This is a genomic window from Lelliottia sp. RD5, from assembly GCF_056032945.1.
In genome coordinates this window covers 280,179-298,859 of record NZ_JBVYHQ010000004.1, presented here as the reverse complement: position 1 = coordinate 298,859, position 18,681 = coordinate 280,179, and the positions used below count along the sequence as shown (strand labels likewise).

The window sequence follows — 18,681 nt, the reverse complement described above, 5'->3', positions numbered from 1 at the left end:
AATGCAGCTCTGTTGCCTGTTCCGTTCACCTTACATGTCTTGCTACTTTGTCATATCTGAACTCGTGAACGTGCTAAGGGGGCTTATCGCCGCCCCCTTAGCAATCCCGGCTCCCGGCAAGAAAATCGCCGCTACGCGGTCCCCTCGTCTTATGCCTTCCGGCTGATCGGGGACGGGCGGAGGTAACGTCCCTGTAAATCCGCCCTCGCCGCGCATCCATGCGCGTCGCCCCGGCCTACAGCCAACGACTCAGCGATTTACAGCCGGACCACGTCGTCGCGGTAATTTATGTATCAACCTTGACCTGGCGGTTGCTGAATAGTTTAAAAATGAATAAAGAGTTTTTATGCCACATCTGTCTTCAAGCCTGACGCGCGTGTTCCAGGGTCTCGTCACCCTGCTCCTCACGCTCCTCGGGCTTTTGCTCGTCACCTTTGCGCTCTCCGCGTTCTCTCCCGTCGATCGCGTTTTACAGATCGTCGGCGATCACGCCAGCCAGTCCACCTACGATCAGGTGCGCCATCAGCTAGGGTTGGATCAGCCGCTGCCCGTGCAGTTCTGGCACTATCTGCAAAATCTCGCCCACGGCGATTTAGGGATTGCCAGCGCGACAGGGCAGCCGGTGTTGCAGGATCTGCTTCACGCCTTCCCTGCCACACTGGAGCTTGCCACGCTGGCGCTGATTATAGGCTCTGTTCTCGGTGTGATCGCGGGAGTGCTGTGCGCGCGCTTTGCCGGTTCGCCGCTCGATTTAGCCCTTCGCACGCTAACGCTGCTCGGCAACTCGGTGCCCATTTTCTGGCTCGGGCTACTGATGCTGGCGCTGTTTTACGCGAATCTGCAATGGAGCGCCGGACCCGGCAGGCTGGATGATATCTGGCAATATACCGTCGAGCCGCGCACCGGATTTGCGCTGATTGATACGTGGCTGTCAGGCGATAGCGCGGCGTTCAAAAACGCGGTCAGTCATCTGGTGCTGCCGGTGCTGCTGCTGGCCTATTATTCGTTGGCAAGCATCACCCGACTGACGCGTTCAGCGTGCCTGAGCGAAATGAATAAAGAGTACATCCTGCTGGCGCGCGCCAAAGGTGCCGGGGAGATGACCATTCTGCTGCGCCATGTGCTGCCGAATATTCGCAGCACGCTGTTCACCGTGATTGCGCTGTCGTACACCAGCATGCTGGAAGGCGCCGTGCTGACGGAAACCGTCTTTTCCTGGCCGGGTATTGGCCGCTACCTCACCACCGCGCTGTTCGCGGGCGATACGACCGCCATCATGGGCGGGACGCTGGTGATTGGCGTGTGCTTTGTGCTGATTAATAACCTCACTGACCTGCATGTGCGGGCAACCGATCCCAGGGTGCGCTAATGCCGTTTTATCTTTTCTTGCGCCGCCTGCGCCGCTCTCCCGCTGCGTTTTGCGGGCTTATTGCTATCGCGATTTTAGTGTTCATCGCCCTGTTCGCGCCGTGGCTCGCGCCGCTGGATCCCAACTGGCAGGATGCGGCTTCGCGTCTGCAAGCGCCGAATAGCGCCCACTGGCTTGGCACCGACAGCTATGGTCGCGATCTGCTTTCTCGCCTGATTTACGGCAGCCGTCCGGCGTTGGGATTGGTCGCGCTGGTCATCGTTATCACCCTGCCCGCCGGATTGCTGATCGGGATTCTTTCCGGCTATTACGGCGGCTGGATAGAGCGCGTGCTGATGCGCTTTACCGACGTGGTGATGTCGATGCCGCGCCTGATTCTGGCTTTTGCGTTCGTCGCTATGCTCGGTCCAGGCCTGGTAAACGGCGCGCTGGCGTTAGCACTCACTACCTGGCCGGCGTATGCGCGTCAGGCGCGAAGTGAAATTCAGCGTCTGCGCCACAGCGATTATCTGGCTGCCGCCGAGATGATGGGAATTCGCGGCGGGAGATTATTGCTCGGGCACATTCTGCCGCTGTGTTTACCCTCTGCGATTGTGCGTCTGGCGCTCGATCTGGCAGGGATTATTTTGGCCGCGGCCGGGCTGGGTTTCCTCGGTTTGGGCGCGCGTCCGCCGATGGCCGAATGGGGAGCGATGATCGCCGACGGCATGCAGGTGATTTTCGACCAGTGGTGGATTGCCGCCATTCCGGGCGGCGCGATTTTATTCGCCAGCCTGGCGTTTAATTTATTGGGCGATGGCCTGCGCGACATACTGGAGCCGCATCATGACTGAACCCCGCGTTATCGTCGACGCGCTGAATATCGACTACCCCGCCGCGCGCGTGGTCAACAATCTCAGCTTTACCTTGGGCAAAGAACGGCTGGCGCTGGTGGGCGAATCCGGTTCGGGCAAATCCATGTCCGCCCGTGCATTAATGGGGCTGGTGCGCCAGCCTGGCGTGGTGAGCGCTCGCCAACTTAACGTGCTGGGCAACGATCTGCTGACCCTGAATAACCGCCGCTGGCAGGCGCTACGCGGCAACGGAATTGCAATGGTGCTTCAGGATCCGCGCTACGCGCTCAATCCGGTAAAAAACGTTGCGGCGCAGCTCGAAGAAGCACTCACCCTGCATCAATCTTTGTCGCGTAAAGAGCGGGCGGAACGCGTTCGCGAGATGATCCACGCCGTCGGGCTAAACGATGCAGTATTGTCCCGTTACCCCGGCGAGTTATCAGGCGGCATGGGCCAGCGAGTGATGATCGCCATTGCCCTGATGAATAACCCGAAGGTGCTGATTGCCGATGAGCCAACCTCTGCGCTTGATGCCCGGCTACGCAATCAAATCCTTGAGCTGCTGGTGCAACAGTGCGAACAGCGCCAGATGGCCATGCTGCTGATCAGCCACGATTTACCGCTGGTGGCGGAACACTGCGACCGGGTGCTGGTGATGTATCAGGGTGAAAAAGTCGATGAAATGGCGGCGAATCGCCTTTCACAGGCCACCCATCCGTACACCCGCACGCTGTGGACCTGTCGGCCCAATGCCAGTACCTACGGGCACATGCTGCCCACGCTGGATCGCACTCAGACATGGGAGACGTCGAACAATGGCGCTCGTTGAAGTCAGTCAGTTGCAGGTCGCGTTTGGCGAGAAAATGGCGGTGTCCGCAGCAAGTTTTACCATTGAAAAAGGCGAAACGTTTAGCCTGATCGGCGAATCCGGCTGCGGCAAATCAACCCTTCTTCGCGTGCTCGCCGGCCTCCAGCGCCAGTGGAGCGGCAACCTCTCGCTGCTGGGCGAACACCTGAAACCCGAAGCCCGTTTCACGGGCGCGCTGCGTCGCAACGTGCAGATGGTTTTTCAGGACCCATGGGCGTCGCTGCATCCAAACCATACGATTTCACGTACGCTTTCGGAGCCGTTAAAAATCCACGGCGAAACGCGGATTTCGGAAAAAGTGGCCGAGGTGTTAGAGCAGGTTGGGCTTACGGCAGATGCAGCGAAACGCTATCCGCATCAGCTCTCCGGCGGCCAGCGCCAGCGCGTTGCCATCGCCCGCGCGCTGCTGCTTCGCCCGCAACTTTTGCTGCTGGATGAGCCGACGTCAGCGCTGGATATGTCGGTGCAGGCGGAAATTCTCAATTTACTCAACCGCCTTAAACAGCAGCACGGTATGACCTATTTGCTGGTGAGCCATGATGCAGACGTGATCGCGCATATGTCCGATCGCGCGGCGTTTATGGCGCACGGGCAAATTCAGCAGGTGTTTGATCGCCAGGCCATGCTTAACGGTGAACATCGCATGGGCTAACGCGTTGCCTTCAAGCCGGGCAGCTTCAGACGCCCGGCTTTCTTCTTACCCCAATCACCTTTCCCTTTTCCTTTTCCTTTTCCTTAAACCGGTTTCCGATCACAAGACGAAAATTGGTAGGTATTTTGATAACTATTTACAATTTTAAATGATATACATTTTCATTATCATTTTTCGTTACGTAAGCAACTGTAAAGAAAAATGACATGATGACCTCAACGCTAAAAAAAACCACCTACTGTGCGCTGGCCCTCACAATGGCGATCCACTCTGGCGCAGTGTTCGCTAAGCAATTCACCGATAAGGATTTTCAGTCGCAACCGCTGGGGCATGGCGTTTACGAACTGGCATATGATAACGCGCAAAAGGCGCTGTACGCGGCGTCCGCACCCTCTTTTGACGCAGACAAAAAGGCCGGTCTGGTTTTCCTTCTGAACGCCGATTCCCTGCAAATCGCTCAAAAAATCGCGACTGAACGCCGCACCTTTGCCGTCGCTCTGGATGAAGCAAATCACATTCTGTATCTCGGTAACGCGATGGAAGGGTCAGTCACCCTGCTTGATACTCGCACCAACACAGCGATCAAAACCATTCAGCTAAGTGATGATTCAAATCCAGATCGAAAAGCGCACGTTCGCGAAGTGGTTCTGGATAAAAAACATCATCGTCTGTACGTCTCCGGAATTGGCAGCAAGGACAAAGGCCTGCTGTGGGTTGTCGATACGCAAAAACAACAGCTTGCAGAGACGATTGAGAAGCTAGAGCCCGTCGGCTTTGCGGTGGATGAAGCGGGTGACAACGTTTACGTGGTGACCGGAACTGGCGAGCTGGTTACGCTCGACGGCAAAACGTCCAAAACCCTCAAACGCGTGAAGGTCGATCCTGCTGACCCTGAACATTACTTCCTGAATATTGCCCTGAACACGGCCAAAGGTGTGGGCTATATCGCCGATACCAACACCGCTGATGTGCTGGTTGTCGAACTGGATTCCGGCAAGCTTATCCACCGTATCCCTTCGCCGAACTCCATCGCCGTGGTTTATCACCCTTCGCGCAACGAGATCTACGTTACCCACCGCAACGCTCACCAAATCAGCGTTGTCGACGCGAACAGCTATGCCGTGAAACACACCATTAAAACCGCCGCAATGCCTAACAGCCTCGTGCTCTCTGCCGACGGCCAAACGCTGTATGTCAGCGTTAAACAGGACGAAAAAGCGAAAGAAGCGGATTACGTGCTCAAGATTGATTTAACCCAATTCTAAGGATTCTGTTGTGATAATTCAGACACGCACGGCGGTGGCGGTTGCGCTCGCCCTGACCGCCTCCCCGGCCGCTGTTTATGCCGCAGAGACCGCGCCACTCAATGAAGATCAGATTGTGGTCACCGCGACCGGTTTTAGCCAGGAACGCCGCGAAGCCCCGGCAACCATTTCTGTCGTCAATGAAAAGGAACTCAATACCCGCTCGAATCAGAACGTTACGGAAGCGCTTCGTGAGATGCCTGGCGTGCTGGTCGGCAATGGCCACGGAAGCCTGGCAACCGGTGACGTTCAGATGCGCGGCATGGATTCCACCTACACGTCATATATGGTCAACGGCATTAAACAAGCCACCCGCGAATCGCGTCCTTACGGACACCATATTGGGACAGAAGCGGCCTTTATGCCGCCAATCGCGGCCATTGAACGCATCGAAGTGATCCGTGGGCCGATGTCTTCTCTGTATGGTTCTGACTCCATTGGCGGCGTGGTCAACGTCATCACTAAAAAAGCCTATAACCTGGAAACCTGGACTGGGGTGCTGGAAAACAACTATTTCCTGCAGGAAAAGAGCGAATACGGTAACACTAACCAGACCAATGCCTTCTTAATGGGCCCGATTATCCCCGGCAAGCTCGGCGTCAGCGTGGCCGCGGATTATCTGGATCGACGTGATGATGACAGCCAGTCGGATGAACGCTTTGTGAAGCATGAAGCCGGAAATCTGGATGCGACGATCGCCATGTCACCGACGGATACCCAGCTCTGGGATCTGAACGTCACAAAAGGTAATCAGGAAAAATCACATAACAATAAGCAATGGTATTGGGGCTTTGACCGCGATGCGGCATCGCTTTCCCAGCATGCGTGGTATGGCGATGATTTGCTCGAAGTGAAGAACTACATCAGTTACGAAAAAGCCAAAACGGAATATCGCGTCCCGGGGATGAGCTCGCAGTTTATTGAGCAACGGAACTTTGAAGCCAACAGCGCGAACACTTTCTCGTTGGGGGATCACAAGCTCACGCTTGGCGCAAACTGGACGCGCAATGAGCTGGATGACACCTTTGGCATCGAGGACAAAGAAGCGCCTGGCGTCACGCCGGTCAGTAAAATCACCCGCAATGGTTGGGCGCTGTTTGCCGAAGATGCGTGGATGATGGTGCCTGACTTCACGTTGACCACCTCCGCTCGTCTGGATCACGACAGCTATTTTGGCTACCACGTTACGCCAAAACTCTATGGTAACTGGACTATTGACGAAAACTGGGCACTGAAAGGCGGCGTGTCTGCTGGCTATAAGAAACCGGATTTACGTCAGAATAATGAAGGCTTTACCAGCGTTTATGGTCGTTATCCCTATTCAGAAATTAGCATCGGTAATGACGATCTGAAACCCGAACAAAGCGTTAATACCGAGATGGGCGTGTACTGGCAGCAAGATGCGCTGGCACTTGATGCGACCCTTTTCTACACCAAATTCAAAGACAAGATCAGCGACAAAACCATCTGTACTCAAACCGCCACGCAGAAATGCCAATACAACGGTTATGTCGCGGAAAGCGTTTTCCAGTACTTTAACGTCAGCGATGCGGAAATCTATGGTATCGAGCTCAACGGTGACTGGCAGGTGACCGCCTCACTGAGAGCCAACGCCAACTACACCTACACGCACAGCGAGCAGAAAAGCGGTGATTATAAAGGCTATGCGCTGAGTGACTTCCCGACCAGCATGGCTAACGTTTCACTCACCTGGAACGTGCTGAACGATCTGGAGTTGTGGACCAAATCAAGCTGGCGCAGCAATTCGCCGGACATTGGCAAATCCAGTTCGACAGAAGCTTATGCGCTGGTGGATTTGGGGGCTCGCTACCATCTCAATAAGAACATCACGCTGATGACCGGGATTAACAATCTGTTCGATGCTAACCCGATTTACACCACCACATATAACCAGTCGGCGCTGCTGGAAGGCCGCCGTTATAACTTAGGCGCTCGCTACGAATTCTAACCTCCCCTTCTACCGGAGCCATCGGGCTCCGGTATCCTCTTTACCCGCTAAAAAGACTCAACCGCGCACGATTCTGGAAGACGCCTCGCAAACCAAAAAGTTACCTTGTGTAATGCCTTTTCTTTGCCATTTCAGGGTCGTAAAGTGCGTGCATTGCGGCACATTCGCAATCGGGTGTAGGAACCCAGACTTCACGATACGACAATGTTTGTCGCAACAGTGCTTGGCCCATTAAAATCATGGCGGCGCTGGTGGAGCAGCCGAAAAGCTGGCCGTTTTTATCGTGTACGGTATTCCTACCTCCGTCAGCGCTACCATCCCTGAGCGTCGTAACTCGTGTGGTGGTCAGGAGATATTTACTCAAAAGGAAAACCACATGGCGATTATTCCAACTTTGCCTACTTCACAATCCGCCGACAGCTTCACTCATCAATTGCTTGCGCTGTCGCTTCCCGCCTCCGCCGATTCACTGCAGATCGCCGACGCCTGCGCCGCGTTTGTCAGCGTCCTGGTTGAAACCGACGATGCAGAAATCCGTCGTTCACTGTGCGGCCGTTTGCAGGATGCACTCGGTCAGCTGCACGCGCTTTGCGATAGCGATCTCTCGCCTTATCTTGTTAAACATCTGCTTGAAGGCGAAAAAATCGACTCCTGCGCGCCGGACTGCTGGCAGAACACCGTCGCACAGGTGGAATATGCGCAGGCGTTAACGCAGGCTATTCAGGGGGGAGCACTTTCTGCAAGCGTAGAAAAATCGTTAACAGGATTGCTGCACGATATGGTCTGGCTACTGGCGGAATTTGTGAGAGAGTCGTCTGTCACGCAGGCGGCCTGATAGCCACTCCCGCGTTCAATCAGCGGTGCCGAAATTCTGCACACGTTTGCAGCAGGATTTCGGCACAGGTCAGCCTGAAGAGGTTCAGAGATTGAGCATTTTTACCGTGGCTTCGATGTCTATCTCATCGGCGGTGAAAATGAGCGTCGAGCCCTGGAAGGTGGTGATCGCCAGTTTTTTCAGCGAGCGCATTTCACCCGGTTTGGCACCAGCAGATTTCGGGCTGATGCTGCTCATCAGAATGCCCACTGACAACACGGCGTTCTGTTTATCAATGCGGGTTTCAACAGGCACTTCTTCGCTATACACCACGAAGGACTTGATGGACGTGAGCTTGATTTTCTCGCCAGCGATATAGATGTATTTGCTTTCGGGAATGACTTTCACCGCAAACGCCGACAGCCCTTTATTATTGGTCGTCGGTTCGAACGTCACGGCGGCATCTTTTTTGATAAGCTCTGGGTTGGCGACCTTAATCACATGAAAATAACGGTTATCCCCGTTTTCATCTTTGATAAATCCAAAACCTTTGTCTTCAAACCAGGTTGTGATTGTTCCGTTCATCGCCATTACCGCCTAATTAATCGTTCATCATCTCAATTTTTGCAGCGCGCAGTTTAAAGCACAATGCCTGCGCAGACCACGCCTTTGGCTTAAGTGTGGACAATAATTTTCTGCTGCGCGAGAGTCTAGCCTTATCAAGAAGGCAACAGTCCGATTCGCCAGTCGGCTGAAAAATGGTTATCATCCGCTCCCACTCGTCATCCGGACAGCCCGATGTCTACCCTTCTCGATACCTTTATTGCCCCGCCGTGCCATGACACGATAGAGATCCTCTATCAGGATGAGCATCTGGTGCTGATCAATAAACCCAGCGGACTGCTGAGCCTTTCGGGGAAAAATCCGCAAAATCTCGATTCGGTGCATTATCGGCTGGTAAAGATCTTTCCTGGCTGCACGCTTATTCATCGGCTGGATTTCGGCACGTCCGGGTTGATGGTGATCGCCCGCAACAAGGCGATCAATGCCGCACTCTGCCAGCAGTTCAGCCAGCGTACCGTGACCAAAAAATACAGCGCTCTGCTCTGCGGGCATTTCGAGAACAATGAAGGCGTGATCGACGCGCCGATAGCCAAAGATCCGGCACTGTTCCCGCTGATGTCGATTTGCGCAATTACCGGCAAGCCCGCTCGCTCCCGCTATCGTGTCATTGAGCGTTTGTATCGTGCAGGGGAAGACGGGACGGAATTGCCGCTGACGCGAGTTGAGCTGACTCCAGAGACCGGGCGTACCCATCAACTGCGCATTCACTGTCAGCAGTTGGGCCATCCGATTCTGGGCTGTGACCTGTATGGCGGTCTGCTACTGCCAGGGACCGAAGAGACGCCACGGCTGATGCTGCACGCCAGCGAACTGCGCTTTGTTCATCCCATCAGCAAAGAGACGATCAACGCGCAAAATGCCAGTCCGTTTTAAACGCGAAGATAAGACTCACGCTGCGCCGAAAGCGATTCGGCGCGGTTTTCAGGACAGACAAAAATGTGTGTTTCGTGGACTCGCGATGTGATGCGCGCATTCAATAAACGCGACTTACCACATCAAATCGTCAGGCACTTTAAAGTCAGCATACGGATCTTCTTCGTCCTGCTCTTCCTGACTCAGCGCACTGTTTAACACAATGCTGCTCGCATCGCGCTGGGCAATTTTATCGGCCACGACCGCAGGAATAATGGCATATTCGCTCTCGCCATTTTTATCCGTGGTCAGACGCGCAATCGCCAGGCGACCGCTGATCAACTGCGCCTGCGTGGTCTTATCAACAAACACTTTTTTAATTAAATTACCGTCGGTGAAGTTAAAACCAATCTCACCCTTTGCATCGGTAATTTTATTCATTTCAATAAGCTGTTTAACCTGAGCTTTATATTCTTTCGATAACACCGCCAGTTTTTGCTGTTCGCTCAGCTGCTTATCACGCTCAAGCTGTGACTTTTTATTTTCTTCCACAGCCTCTCTTGCCTCACGGGCCTGAACGCGAGACTTTTTCGCCGTTCTCTGAACTTTGGCCATTTTTTTGCTGGTGACCAGACCCGCTTTTAGCATCTGCTCTTGTAAGGTAAGTTTTGTCATTTTCGCTTCTAAACCTGGTGAATAATGCGTGGGATTATACCTGCTATTGTGGAGACTGTACCACTTTACAGGACCCGTGCGCGCAGCGGCGTTCGGAATGCCGGGCGCGAATGGCGCGCGTCAGGCTCTGTTTTTTCCGCCATCGGATTGCCAGTAAAGCGGCGTGCCGAATGCTTCGACGAAGTAATCAATCACCGCCCTGACGTTCAACGGCGGGTGACGCGTATGGGGATAAATCGCGGCAATACTCTGCGGCTCCGTCTTAATGGAGGTTTCTCTCTCCGGCAACAATGCCACCAGCTCACCGCGCTGTAACCGCTCGCCAATCAACCAGTCCGGGAAAAGCACGATGCCCATTCCTCCCAGCGCTGCGATGAGCAGCGTTTCCGCATTATTGGAAGACAACAGCGGAGTAACGGGATAATGCACCCACGCCCCACCCGGTTGACGCGCCAGCCAGCGGTTTGGCCCGGAAGATCCGCGATAGACAAGGCATTGATGCCGAGCCAAATCGGCGGGCGCTTCGGGTGCGCCATGCTTTTGCACATACGCCGGTGACGCGGCAAGATGGTAAAACTGCTGGCCGAAAACACGCGCGTGGAAGGAGGAATCCGTCAGCTCACCGATGCGAAAAATCACGTCGGCAGCATCCTTGTGCGGATCGATATAATCGTCCGTCAGCGTCAGATCCAGGTTCAGCCGGGGATAGCGATCTGCCAGCGCGGCCAGCCAGGGGGCGACATGCCGCTGCCCAAAAAACACCGGCGCATTCATGCGGATCAACCCGGACGGCTCACGGGTGCGTTCATCGAGTTCACGCCGCGCGTCCTCCAGGCTCCCCGTCACGGTTCGCGCATAGCGGACGAAGAGATGGCCACTTTCAGTCGGCATCACCGCGCGGGTATTGCGATAGAAAAGCTGCTGGCCGATCGCATCTTCAAGCTGATGGATAACGCGCGAAACCTGGGACGCTGAAATCCCTTCTCGGCGCGCCACCACAGAAAAATTCTGCGTCTCATACACGTCAATAAACAAGCGCAGCCAGCGGATACTGATGTTGGCGAAATCGTACATTGATGCATTTCCTGCACAGGTGTTTATCGCATTATGGCATTTTTCTCATGGATGTTTCGCCGTAGTCTTCCCGGCTCAACAACGTGAGACGGTGTGTTATGCAACTTGTATTAATTCTAATGGTGATCGCGGGCGGCATGGGGTTGTCCGTAGAAGCAGGCTTGCTGGGGCCGCTGGGCGGCGAAGTCGGTGATTTATGGGCAACGTTCAGCGTGTTTGGCGTCGGTGCGGCGCTGACCTTTCTGCTTATGCTTTTTTTCAGCCCGCGCAACAGCCCGTCATTTTTCGCCCAACCGTCGTGGCAGCTCCTGGGCGGCGTGCTCGGCCCGGTCTACGTCATCATTCTGACCGTCGCCACACCCGCGATTGGCGTGGCGATGACCATGATTGGCGTGCTGGCCGGTCAGGTGTTTAAGAGCCTGATTATCGACCACTTCGGGCTACTCGGCACGCCGCATCGCAAAATTGACATTAAACGTATCATCGCACTGATATTTATTATCGCTGCGCTGGTTTTAGTGGCTCAGGGGTAACGGAACAAATGACGATTATCATGATTATTTTGGCTGTCATCGGCGGCGCGATGCTTAGCATTCAGGCCGCCATTAATGGGCAATTGGGCAGCCGAGTTGGCGTGTTCAAGAGCGCTTTCCTGACGTTTTCCGTCGGGGCGTTGATCACTGGCTTGCTGATTTTCTTCTTCGAATCTCCCCACAGCGCCAGCCTGCTGGACGTGCCGAAATGGCAACTATTGGGGGCGATGTTCGGCGTGCCGTACATTGTCATCATGGTGCTCGCCGTGCAGCGTATTGGTACTGCGGTCGCCACCGTCGCCGTTATTTTCGGGCAATTGACCATGAGTATGCTGATCGATAACTTTGGCTGGCTGCACAATCCGTCGATTCCGTTTTCGATGACCCGTCTGGGTGCCATTGTGTGCCTGGGCCTCGCGCTGTGCTTTATTTACGCCAGCAACAAAACCAAAACAGCGCCAACGAAAAAGTCACTGCGCGACACCGCGACGAACGAATAATCACGTTTGACAGGCAAGTGATAAATAGAACTCTACACTTAGGAAAACGCGCAAAACCGGGACGACAATAAAGATGAAAGCAAACGTGGTGGCAGTATTGCATACGGCAGCTGATTGATAACCGTGGGGGGCCAGTCTCTCTACTACATCGGTGAATACCGCTTATGTTAGTCAATAAACGACTGATCTCGGTGATCTTTTCGGTCACGGTGTTCAGCCTGACCTACGGACTCAGCTCGCCGTTGATCGCCTTTAAGCTGCTCAACGCCGGGATGAGCGAAAGCGCGATCGGCGTTAATGCCGCCATGCACGCCGTCGGGGTGTTTCTGATTGCCCCGTTTTTACCCGCCTTGTTCCGGCGATACCGTCCCCTGACGCTGATCGTGGTGTCGCTCTGCGCCATCACGGTGATTTTTATGCTGTTCGGCGTCGTCTCGTTCCCGATGTGGTTTTTGCTGCGAATGGGGCTGGGATTGTTTAGCGAAATCATTATGGTGCAGACCGAAACTTGGCTTAACGGCAGCACGGTTGAACGCGCCAGAGGAAAAGTGCTGGCGCTCTACACCGCCGGAATGTCGCTGGGATTTGCGACCGGACCGCTGATTCTGGCATGGACCGGAAGCGACGGGAATCTCGCCTTTTACGTCGCCAGCGTTCTGGCTGCACTGGCTATCGTTTTCATTTTCACTTCCGGAATGCCACGCGTTGAAGGGCACGAAGCAAAGCCCGAAACGCTGGGTAATAGCCTGAAACTGGCCGCGCTTCCGATCATGGCCACGGTGCTGAATGCCGCCGTGGAGGTGCTGGGAATGAATTTTCTTTCGCTATATGCCATCAAACTGGGCTGGAGCGAGTCGGCCTCCGCGCTGTTGATTTCAGTGCTGATGTTTGGCGCCATCCTTTTACAGCTCCCCATCGGCTGGCTGGCCGACAGGGTTGATCGACTCAAACTGATGACCACGCTGGCCTTTATCGCCGCCGCCCTGGCATTTGTCTGGCCGCATATTCTCGCGTTCCATCTGCTCTCTTACGTCATGCTGTTTATCTGGGGCGGCATTTTCGTGGGGATCTATACCGTCGCGATTACCTGGGTAGGCGAACGGTTCAACGGCGGGCAACTAGCCGGGATTTACGCCGCTATGTCGGTAGCCTGGGGCGCAGGCGCGCTGGCCGGGCCGCTGTTGGGCGGTTTTGCGATGACGTTTGCACTGCATGGTCTGCCCTGGCTGACCGGGGCGCTGTGCCTTGTGTTTGCGCTGCTGAGCCTCTCCGGTCCGCTCAGAAATCGTAGCTAAAGCCGACGGTCAGCTCGGCAATCGCGTTCTTGTTGACCATCGGGCTGTCGGTAAGGGTGGACGAGTAGAACCGGCCCGTCACTTCGGCCCAGGTATTCCAGTTTTTCTGCCAGTTATAATTAGCCGCCAGCGAAACAAACGGAATGGCGCTGCTATGGGGCCGCCAGGCGGATAATCCTGATGCCGATGCTTCGTCATCCGAGACGCCGTAGTAATAGCGGTTTTGCTGCCCGTTGTTCCAGTCCACACCCGCCATGGGCACCAGCGTAAAGCCGCCCCACTGCTTCATGACTATCCACGAAAAATTCGCGGTGACGCCTTTGCTCTGATTTAGCGCGTCGACGCCCAGCGCGGTCTCAAAACCGCCAACGGGCGTCGTCAGAAGATAACTTGCGCCCGCCAGCATGGTGCTGTGGCGGTTGTTTAAACTGCGCAGCGCGGCTGTGCGCCCTTGAGACGCATCGTATTGCACGTCGAGATACCAGACCTTGAGCTTCAGCGTGTTGACACGATCGTCCACCAGCGTGAAACCCATCTCCGTGCCGTCAATGTAAAACGATTTATACTCCAGGCCGACATACGGCAGCACCCAGTTTTCGGCATGACGATCGTTGTACGGCGTGCCGTAGCTCCCCCCTTCCAGGCCCAGCGATACCGCCCCGACACTTCCCGGAGTGAACGCCACGAGAGCCATCGCGACAGACACACCAACGTGGAATTTCTGTTTTTTCAGCATTCGAGCTGCCCTTTTGTTGGCATGCGCAAGCGGTTCGGTCACGCGGGTGCAACGCGATGGTTATAAAGAGGCTGATGATTCAACCTCCACTTTCACTCGGGGTTTGGACAACAGGATTTTAACCAGCTCCGTATAGGGCACGGGCTTAAAGAAGTAGAATCCCTGCATAAAAGCGATGTTATTGCGGTTGAGATATTCCAGTTGCTCCTGCGTTTCGACACCCTCGGCAACAATACTGATTTTGAGTTTACGCGCGAGCGCGAGATCGAGCACGGAATCCAGAATTCGCGTCGAGTCCTCATGGGCGTTCACGCGGCCCACAAAACTGCGGTCAATTTTGATGTAATCGATATTCAGATCATAAAGGTAGGCGATCCCTGAATACCCGGTACCAAAATCATCCAGCGCAATCGCAAAGCCATTTTCATGGAGGGTATTCAGGGTCTGGACAAGATGTGCATTAACATCCAGCGGCTCACGTTCCGTCACCTCAATCACCAGATTCAAATCAGGTCGGATAAAACTGTCTTTATATTTCAGGCACTCTTCCACGAAAGAAGGCGCAGCTATATGCGACGCGCTGAAATTGATCCCGATGTGAAACCCCTCCGGTAATTTACTGGCAATGGCATTCATATTTGCTGCCACCTGAGCCATTAAGCTCTGCGTGAGCGGCACGATCAATCCCGTTTTTTCTGCCACCGGAATAAAGGAGGCTGGCGAAATATACCCGCCCTGCGGATGTTTCCAGCGAGCCAGGACTTCGACACCGCGCAAAGTGCCCTCTTTGCCATTCACGATCGGCTGATAAAAGGGAACGATCTCGTTTCTGAAGATGGCCCGGCGAAGAGACTCTTCCGGCAGCGTATTTTTATTCAGATACTTGTGCAGCAAGTAAGCGGAGAGACCGGAGATCAGCATTAAAAACAGTAATACCCCTCCGGCCTCGTCGATCAATTTTTGGAGGCTAAATAATGGAGGCGCGTCGAAATCAATGCTGTAAGGAAAATCGGTCGCCTGCACGCTTAAATCCGCACGCTCGGCATCGTTAACGGCCTCGACATCACCCGTCATGCCTAAAATATCCTTGCCTACCTTGAGCGAATACAAAATGCCGTTTAACGGGATATCCATAGCGTCCCGAATATGACTGTCGCTCATGCTGATCATGATGCGGCTTCCGGCATATTCCGTTTGGTAAATCAGCACCGGGCGGCCATTGACCGTGCTTCGCGCGGGCACAAGAAGGAGTGATGATTTCGGCAACGCTGCGCTGTTCACCAGCAAGATACGGTTGCCAGGCAGAGAGGAGCACCAGACGGCATCCTTTTTCAGAATCACGATGGTTCTAAGATGCGGTTGCAACGCCGCCTCGGTGCCAAGCCGGTACTGTCCTTCCACATCGCACTCGTTATCAACCACCCGCATCGCCGTGCGGGTCGCATGGCGGGCTTCCTCAAGAATAATATTCATGTTTTTGACCACGTAGTGAGCGCCCGCCAGGCTGTCTACGCGTGTTGAATACCAAATCTGAATATTAATAATAAAAACACCCAACAGAAACATTGCCACGGCCACAGCGAGGGGGATAAGTGCCTTGCGCATTGATATGTCCTGGGAATGAGGGAGACGAGCACGTCGAAAGTGTCTGATTTATAATTATATTGAGCATGGTCGACAACATAAAAAATAACCATGCTCCAGATAGCATTTTCTAGCGAAAGCGGGGGTATCTCACTAAACGTAGTGCATCGGGTATTGCACCGGATTTCATACTGAATAAAACGTTTCGTGCAGGTGTCGCCACATCACACGCCCATCCGGATCGATGTCAAACACCGCCGTCGCAAAACGCTGCGTTACGTTTTGGCCGGGTAGGGTCTGTCGTTCCGTATAGGTGACCGTCGCCCCTTTTTCACTTTCAGCGATAATGTGCAGATCGACAATATCAATCGTTAACCCCGCCCGCGCGCCCCGTTGCGAGCGGAAGAAACGGTTTAACGCGTGAGAATCGAACAACACGCCAATTGGAGAGACCATCGAGAAAGCCGGGCTAAAACGCGACAATAAATCATCGCACGTCTCAACAGGCGTTTCGGCATCGCCCAGCCAGTCGCGGATCAGTTCATGCGTATCCAGTACTTCTTTAAAATAACGATTCATTTTTGTTCCTGATTGAGGGTAAAAATAATGCTCTGGTTAGCGATGCGGAAACAACAAAGCAGCGGAATCACCGCGCTACAAGCCGCTAACACAAAGCTCAAATGCCAGGCCTGGTCTACCGGCAAGCCAGTGTGAGCTATCACATTAAACAGCAGGCTGATTAGCGTCACGCCCAGGCAGAAACTCAGCTGGCGGTTAATGTTCCATAATGCGCTGGCATCGGCCAAATCCTCGTTAGCAATCCGAATAAACGCGGCACTTTGCGCCGTACTGCTGCACAAGCTGCTACCGAATCCCATTAAGACGAACGCGAGCACTGCCACCCCGATATGCGAAGTGTGACCGGTGAGCGCCAGTAGCCCAATGCCCAGACTGTGTATCAGGCAGCCAGTAATAAACAGCGGCCGTGGCCCCAAAATATTGAAGACCTTTCCCGTCAACGTTATCGCCACAAAAGACGCCAACGCCCATGGGAGCATCAACGCGCCTACCCGCGCAGCTGACATGCCCAACTGGTTTTGCAGGTAAAACATGGCAATCAAACTCACCCCGGTAAAAATGCCCGGAACGAACTGATAAATCAGCATTGAAGTCCTGAATAGCGGTTCTTTGACCAGTTGTAGGTTAAGCAATGGACTGGATTTTTTCATCGCGCCGCGGACATATCCGCCCATGACGACAACCCCCACCAGCAGAGCCAGAGCGCCCTGCGAAACATGATGCGATTCTCCCAACACGGTCAGCCCGATGAGGATCAGGGTGAGCGCAACGCTTGCGCTCGCCAGACCGGACAGATCCAGCCGTGCACCTTTTTCATCAGGGGCATCGGGGTGGAGCCAGCATCTGGCCAGAATCAATGCCGCAACGGCGAACGGCAAGCTCGCCAGAAATACCCATCGCCAGCTCAGGCTGTCAACGAAGAGACCGCCAATGGCGGGCGACAGCGCGGGAGCCAGCAGCGCCACTAACATCACCGCCGATGACAGCTTTGCTCGCTCATGGCTACGGTACAACGCGTAGGTCATCGTCTGGCCAATGGGGATCAACAATCCGCCGCCCATCCCCTGTAATCCTCGCCACGCAATAAGCTGGGGAACCGAGAATGCCGCACTGACACCACAGGTCGCGACAATGAACACCAGCAGGGAGAACATCAATAAACGCCTGGCGCCAATCCGTTTTGCCAGCCATGTGCTCAGCGGAATCACCAGCGTGAGGCCTAAAATATAGCTGTTACTGATCCACGCCAGCTGGCTGACGGGTGCATCAAATTGCCGACCTATTTCAGGATAAGCCACGCTGGCGATAAACATATTCACCAGATCGACAAAGAATCCCAGCAGGTAAACGCTGGCAACACGGGCGCGATACGTCATTTTATTCTCATTTAAAACAGCCTGGCTCGCAGTATAGGCGCATGACTTAGCAGGAAAAATCCACGTTTACGGATTACACTGTCAAATTAATTTTGACAATCTCCTGAGCAGAATGGACAACATCATGATCAACATGCAGCGCCTTGAGATGTATGTGGCGGTGGTAGAAGCCGGAAGTTTTACCGGCGCGGCCCAAACCCTTGGGCTGACCAAAGCCGTGGTGAGCTTCAACATTAAACAGCTGGAGCAGGAGCTTGGCGTCTCATTACTCACGCGAAGCACGCGCCATATGGCGATGACAGACGCGGGTGAACGGTTTTATCATCGCTGCCAGCAGCTGCTTCAGGATGCAGAACGTGTGCTCGATGAAGTCCGAAGCCATCACGGTGGACTAAGCGGATTGCTGCGGATTACCACGACGCCAGAATACGGCGCGCGCGTCGTCGTGCCCGCGCTGGCGGCGTTTTCGGCGCAGTATCCTCACCTGCGCATCCAGCACGTTTCCTCATCCAAAAGTGACAATCTTATTGCAGGGCGCTTTGATGTGGCGATCAGACTCGGCCACCTGGCTGACTCAACGCATCACGCCAGGCTTATCGATCAATTTGATATTTACCCTGTCGCGTCGCCCGCTTACCTGGACTCACTCGGCGAAACAGGCATCAACGATTTAGAACACCTTGCCAGGGCAAAGTGGATTGCGCACAGTCGCCTCTCCACGCCGTTAAACTGGCAGGTCTTAACCCCTGACGGCGACCATGTGATGTTTGCGGCTCAGCAGCCTGTCACCCTCATGGCCGACAGCGCCGCTACGCTGTTGGCATTTGCACTTAATCATGCCGGTGTGGCTCTGCTTCCTTCGTGGCTCGTGCAAGATGATCTGGCAAAGGGAACGTTGCGCCGGGTGCTGCCGGATCACCTTTTTCCCCGCCAGGGCATTTATGCGCTTTATCCCAACACCCGCCATGTGCCTGAAAAGGTCAGAACCTTTATCGACTTTTTGCACAGCCGCGTGAATATCACGCGCCCGAATGAGAAATGAAG

Annotated in this window: 19 protein-coding genes; 12 read left to right on the top strand and 7 right to left on the bottom strand. The window is 54.4% G+C overall.

Annotation, left to right across the window (positions count from 1 at the left end; genetic code table 11):
* Window positions 1-346 precede the first annotated feature (346 nt).
* The 7 genes from AC0LWE_RS15525 (at window position 347) to AC0LWE_RS15495 (ending at window position 7,830) form a co-directional block, all read left to right on the top strand.
* Window positions 347-1,369 (top strand): ABC transporter permease, encoded by a 1,023-nt coding sequence (locus tag AC0LWE_RS15525; RefSeq protein ID WP_474265792.1) that lies wholly within the window; start codon window positions 347-349, stop codon window positions 1,367-1,369.
* The gene (locus AC0LWE_RS15520) at window positions 1,369-2,202 is read left to right on the top strand and encodes an ABC transporter permease (RefSeq protein WP_219346910.1); all 834 of its coding nucleotides are present in this window, start codon (window positions 1,369-1,371) and stop codon (window positions 2,200-2,202) included. The genes AC0LWE_RS15525 and AC0LWE_RS15520 overlap by 1 nt, the downstream gene beginning before the upstream one ends.
* The gene (locus AC0LWE_RS15515; RefSeq protein ID WP_131488205.1) at window positions 2,195-3,031 is read left to right on the top strand and encodes an ABC transporter ATP-binding protein; all 837 of its coding nucleotides are present in this window, start codon (window positions 2,195-2,197) and stop codon (window positions 3,029-3,031) included. Before AC0LWE_RS15520 ends, AC0LWE_RS15515 begins: the two co-directional genes overlap by 8 nt.
* Window positions 3,018-3,722, top strand: coding sequence for an ABC transporter ATP-binding protein (locus AC0LWE_RS15510; protein WP_219346911.1), 705 nt, complete (start codon window positions 3,018-3,020; stop codon window positions 3,720-3,722). The genes AC0LWE_RS15515 and AC0LWE_RS15510 overlap by 14 nt, the downstream gene beginning before the upstream one ends.
* 206 nt (window positions 3,723-3,928) lie before the next feature.
* Entirely contained in the window at window positions 3,929-4,987 is a 1,059-nt protein-coding gene (yncE, locus tag AC0LWE_RS15505) for a 7-bladed beta-propeller protein YncE (protein WP_202667220.1), read from the top strand.
* Window positions 4,988-4,997: 10 nt separating this feature from the next.
* Window positions 4,998-6,995 carry a TonB-dependent receptor domain-containing protein gene (locus AC0LWE_RS15500; protein WP_219346912.1) on the top strand — a complete coding sequence of 666 codons (1,998 nt, stop codon included), beginning with the start codon at window positions 4,998-5,000 and terminating at the stop codon, window positions 6,993-6,995.
* A gap of 376 nt (window positions 6,996-7,371) precedes the next feature.
* Window positions 7,372-7,830, top strand: a complete 459-nt coding sequence (locus AC0LWE_RS15495) for a hypothetical protein (RefSeq protein WP_219346913.1) — start codon at window positions 7,372-7,374, stop codon at window positions 7,828-7,830.
* An 84-nt stretch (window positions 7,831-7,914) separates the two neighbouring features.
* Here AC0LWE_RS15495 and AC0LWE_RS15490 read toward each other — a convergent pair whose 3' ends face one another.
* The gene (locus tag AC0LWE_RS15490; RefSeq protein WP_131488196.1) at window positions 7,915-8,400 is read right to left on the bottom strand and encodes a cold-shock protein; all 486 of its coding nucleotides are present in this window, start codon (window positions 8,398-8,400) and stop codon (window positions 7,915-7,917) included.
* 207 nt (window positions 8,401-8,607) lie between these two features.
* On the opposite strand from AC0LWE_RS15490, the gene AC0LWE_RS15485 reads away from it, so the two are divergent.
* Window positions 8,608-9,306 (top strand): RluA family pseudouridine synthase, encoded by a 699-nt coding sequence (locus AC0LWE_RS15485; RefSeq protein WP_059178009.1) that lies wholly within the window; start codon window positions 8,608-8,610, stop codon window positions 9,304-9,306.
* Between the two features lie 114 nt (window positions 9,307-9,420).
* On the opposite strand, the gene AC0LWE_RS15480 is transcribed toward AC0LWE_RS15485, so the two are convergent.
* Together AC0LWE_RS15480 and AC0LWE_RS15475 are read right to left on the bottom strand one after the other, a co-directional pair.
* Window positions 9,421-9,960 carry a DUF2058 domain-containing protein gene (locus AC0LWE_RS15480; protein ID WP_202667223.1) on the bottom strand — a complete coding sequence of 180 codons (540 nt, stop codon included), beginning with the start codon at window positions 9,958-9,960 and terminating at the stop codon, window positions 9,421-9,423.
* Between the two features lie 120 nt (window positions 9,961-10,080).
* The gene (locus AC0LWE_RS15475) at window positions 10,081-11,034 is read right to left on the bottom strand and encodes a LysR family transcriptional regulator (protein ID WP_219346914.1); all 954 of its coding nucleotides are present in this window, start codon (window positions 11,032-11,034) and stop codon (window positions 10,081-10,083) included.
* 98 nt (window positions 11,035-11,132) lie between these two features.
* Here AC0LWE_RS15475 and AC0LWE_RS15470 point away from each other — a divergent pair, with 98 nt between their 5' ends.
* From AC0LWE_RS15470 to AC0LWE_RS15460, 3 genes are all read left to right on the top strand, one after another.
* Window positions 11,133-11,567, top strand: coding sequence for a DMT family transporter (locus AC0LWE_RS15470; RefSeq protein ID WP_059178006.1), 435 nt, complete (start codon window positions 11,133-11,135; stop codon window positions 11,565-11,567).
* 8 nt (window positions 11,568-11,575) lie between these two features.
* The gene (locus tag AC0LWE_RS15465) at window positions 11,576-12,067 is read left to right on the top strand and encodes a DMT family transporter (protein WP_174342349.1); all 492 of its coding nucleotides are present in this window, start codon (window positions 11,576-11,578) and stop codon (window positions 12,065-12,067) included.
* 164 nt (window positions 12,068-12,231) lie between these two features.
* Window positions 12,232-13,362 carry an MFS transporter gene (locus AC0LWE_RS15460; RefSeq protein ID WP_219346915.1) on the top strand — a complete coding sequence of 377 codons (1,131 nt, stop codon included), beginning with the start codon at window positions 12,232-12,234 and terminating at the stop codon, window positions 13,360-13,362.
* On the opposite strand, the gene AC0LWE_RS15455 is transcribed toward AC0LWE_RS15460, so the two are convergent.
* The 4 genes from AC0LWE_RS15455 to AC0LWE_RS15440 form a co-directional block, all read right to left on the bottom strand.
* Window positions 13,346-14,098, bottom strand: a complete 753-nt coding sequence (locus AC0LWE_RS15455; protein WP_202694234.1) for a MipA/OmpV family protein — start codon at window positions 14,096-14,098, stop codon at window positions 13,346-13,348. The genes AC0LWE_RS15460 and AC0LWE_RS15455 overlap by 17 nt on opposite strands.
* A 60-nt stretch (window positions 14,099-14,158) precedes the next feature.
* The gene (locus AC0LWE_RS15450; protein ID WP_219346916.1) at window positions 14,159-15,703 is read right to left on the bottom strand and encodes an EAL domain-containing protein; all 1,545 of its coding nucleotides are present in this window, start codon (window positions 15,701-15,703) and stop codon (window positions 14,159-14,161) included.
* Window positions 15,704-15,868: 165 nt separating this feature from the next.
* Window positions 15,869-16,261 (bottom strand): DUF4440 domain-containing protein, encoded by a 393-nt coding sequence (locus tag AC0LWE_RS15445; RefSeq protein WP_219346917.1) that lies wholly within the window; start codon window positions 16,259-16,261, stop codon window positions 15,869-15,871.
* Entirely contained in the window at window positions 16,258-17,637 is a 1,380-nt protein-coding gene (locus tag AC0LWE_RS15440) for an MFS transporter (RefSeq protein WP_219346918.1), read from the bottom strand. Before AC0LWE_RS15440 ends, AC0LWE_RS15445 begins: the two co-directional genes overlap by 4 nt.
* A gap of 124 nt (window positions 17,638-17,761) precedes the next feature.
* On the opposite strand from AC0LWE_RS15440, the gene AC0LWE_RS15435 reads away from it, so the two are divergent.
* Entirely contained in the window at window positions 17,762-18,679 is a 918-nt protein-coding gene (locus tag AC0LWE_RS15435) for a LysR family transcriptional regulator (protein WP_219346919.1), read from the top strand.
* Window positions 18,680-18,681 lie beyond the last annotated feature (2 nt).

What these genes read in the sequence shown, in the direction of transcription:
- AC0LWE_RS15485 (WP_059178009.1), top strand. Translation starts at nt 8,608, where the DNA reads ATGTCTACCCTTCTCGATACCTTTATTGCCCCGCCGTGCCATGACACG.
- AC0LWE_RS15435 (WP_219346919.1), top strand. Translation starts at nt 17,762, where the DNA reads ATGATCAACATGCAGCGCCTTGAGATGTATGTGGCGGTGGTAGAAGCC.
- AC0LWE_RS15465 (WP_174342349.1), top strand. Translation starts at nt 11,576, where the DNA reads ATGACGATTATCATGATTATTTTGGCTGTCATCGGCGGCGCGATGCTT.
- AC0LWE_RS15515 (WP_131488205.1), top strand. Translation starts at nt 2,195, where the DNA reads ATGACTGAACCCCGCGTTATCGTCGACGCGCTGAATATCGACTACCCC.
- AC0LWE_RS15490 (WP_131488196.1), bottom strand. Translation starts at nt 8,400, where the DNA reads ATGGCGATGAACGGAACAATCACAACCTGGTTTGAAGACAAAGGTTTT.
- AC0LWE_RS15460 (WP_219346915.1), top strand. Translation starts at nt 12,232, where the DNA reads ATGTTAGTCAATAAACGACTGATCTCGGTGATCTTTTCGGTCACGGTG.
- AC0LWE_RS15475 (WP_219346914.1), bottom strand. Translation starts at nt 11,034, where the DNA reads ATGTACGATTTCGCCAACATCAGTATCCGCTGGCTGCGCTTGTTTATT.
- AC0LWE_RS15470 (WP_059178006.1), top strand. Translation starts at nt 11,133, where the DNA reads ATGCAACTTGTATTAATTCTAATGGTGATCGCGGGCGGCATGGGGTTG.
- AC0LWE_RS15510 (WP_219346911.1), top strand. Translation starts at nt 3,018, where the DNA reads ATGGCGCTCGTTGAAGTCAGTCAGTTGCAGGTCGCGTTTGGCGAGAAA.
- AC0LWE_RS15520 (WP_219346910.1), top strand. Translation starts at nt 1,369, where the DNA reads ATGCCGTTTTATCTTTTCTTGCGCCGCCTGCGCCGCTCTCCCGCTGCG.
- AC0LWE_RS15445 (WP_219346917.1), bottom strand. Translation starts at nt 16,261, where the DNA reads ATGAATCGTTATTTTAAAGAAGTACTGGATACGCATGAACTGATCCGC.
- AC0LWE_RS15440 (WP_219346918.1), bottom strand. Translation starts at nt 17,637, where the DNA reads ATGACGTATCGCGCCCGTGTTGCCAGCGTTTACCTGCTGGGATTCTTT.
- AC0LWE_RS15455 (WP_202694234.1), bottom strand. Translation starts at nt 14,098, where the DNA reads ATGCTGAAAAAACAGAAATTCCACGTTGGTGTGTCTGTCGCGATGGCT.
- AC0LWE_RS15495 (WP_219346913.1), top strand. Translation starts at nt 7,372, where the DNA reads ATGGCGATTATTCCAACTTTGCCTACTTCACAATCCGCCGACAGCTTC.
- AC0LWE_RS15525 (WP_474265792.1), top strand. Translation starts at nt 347, where the DNA reads ATGCCACATCTGTCTTCAAGCCTGACGCGCGTGTTCCAGGGTCTCGTC.
- yncE (WP_202667220.1), top strand. Translation starts at nt 3,929, where the DNA reads ATGATGACCTCAACGCTAAAAAAAACCACCTACTGTGCGCTGGCCCTC.
- AC0LWE_RS15450 (WP_219346916.1), bottom strand. Translation starts at nt 15,703, where the DNA reads ATGCGCAAGGCACTTATCCCCCTCGCTGTGGCCGTGGCAATGTTTCTG.
- AC0LWE_RS15480 (WP_202667223.1), bottom strand. Translation starts at nt 9,960, where the DNA reads ATGACAAAACTTACCTTACAAGAGCAGATGCTAAAAGCGGGTCTGGTC.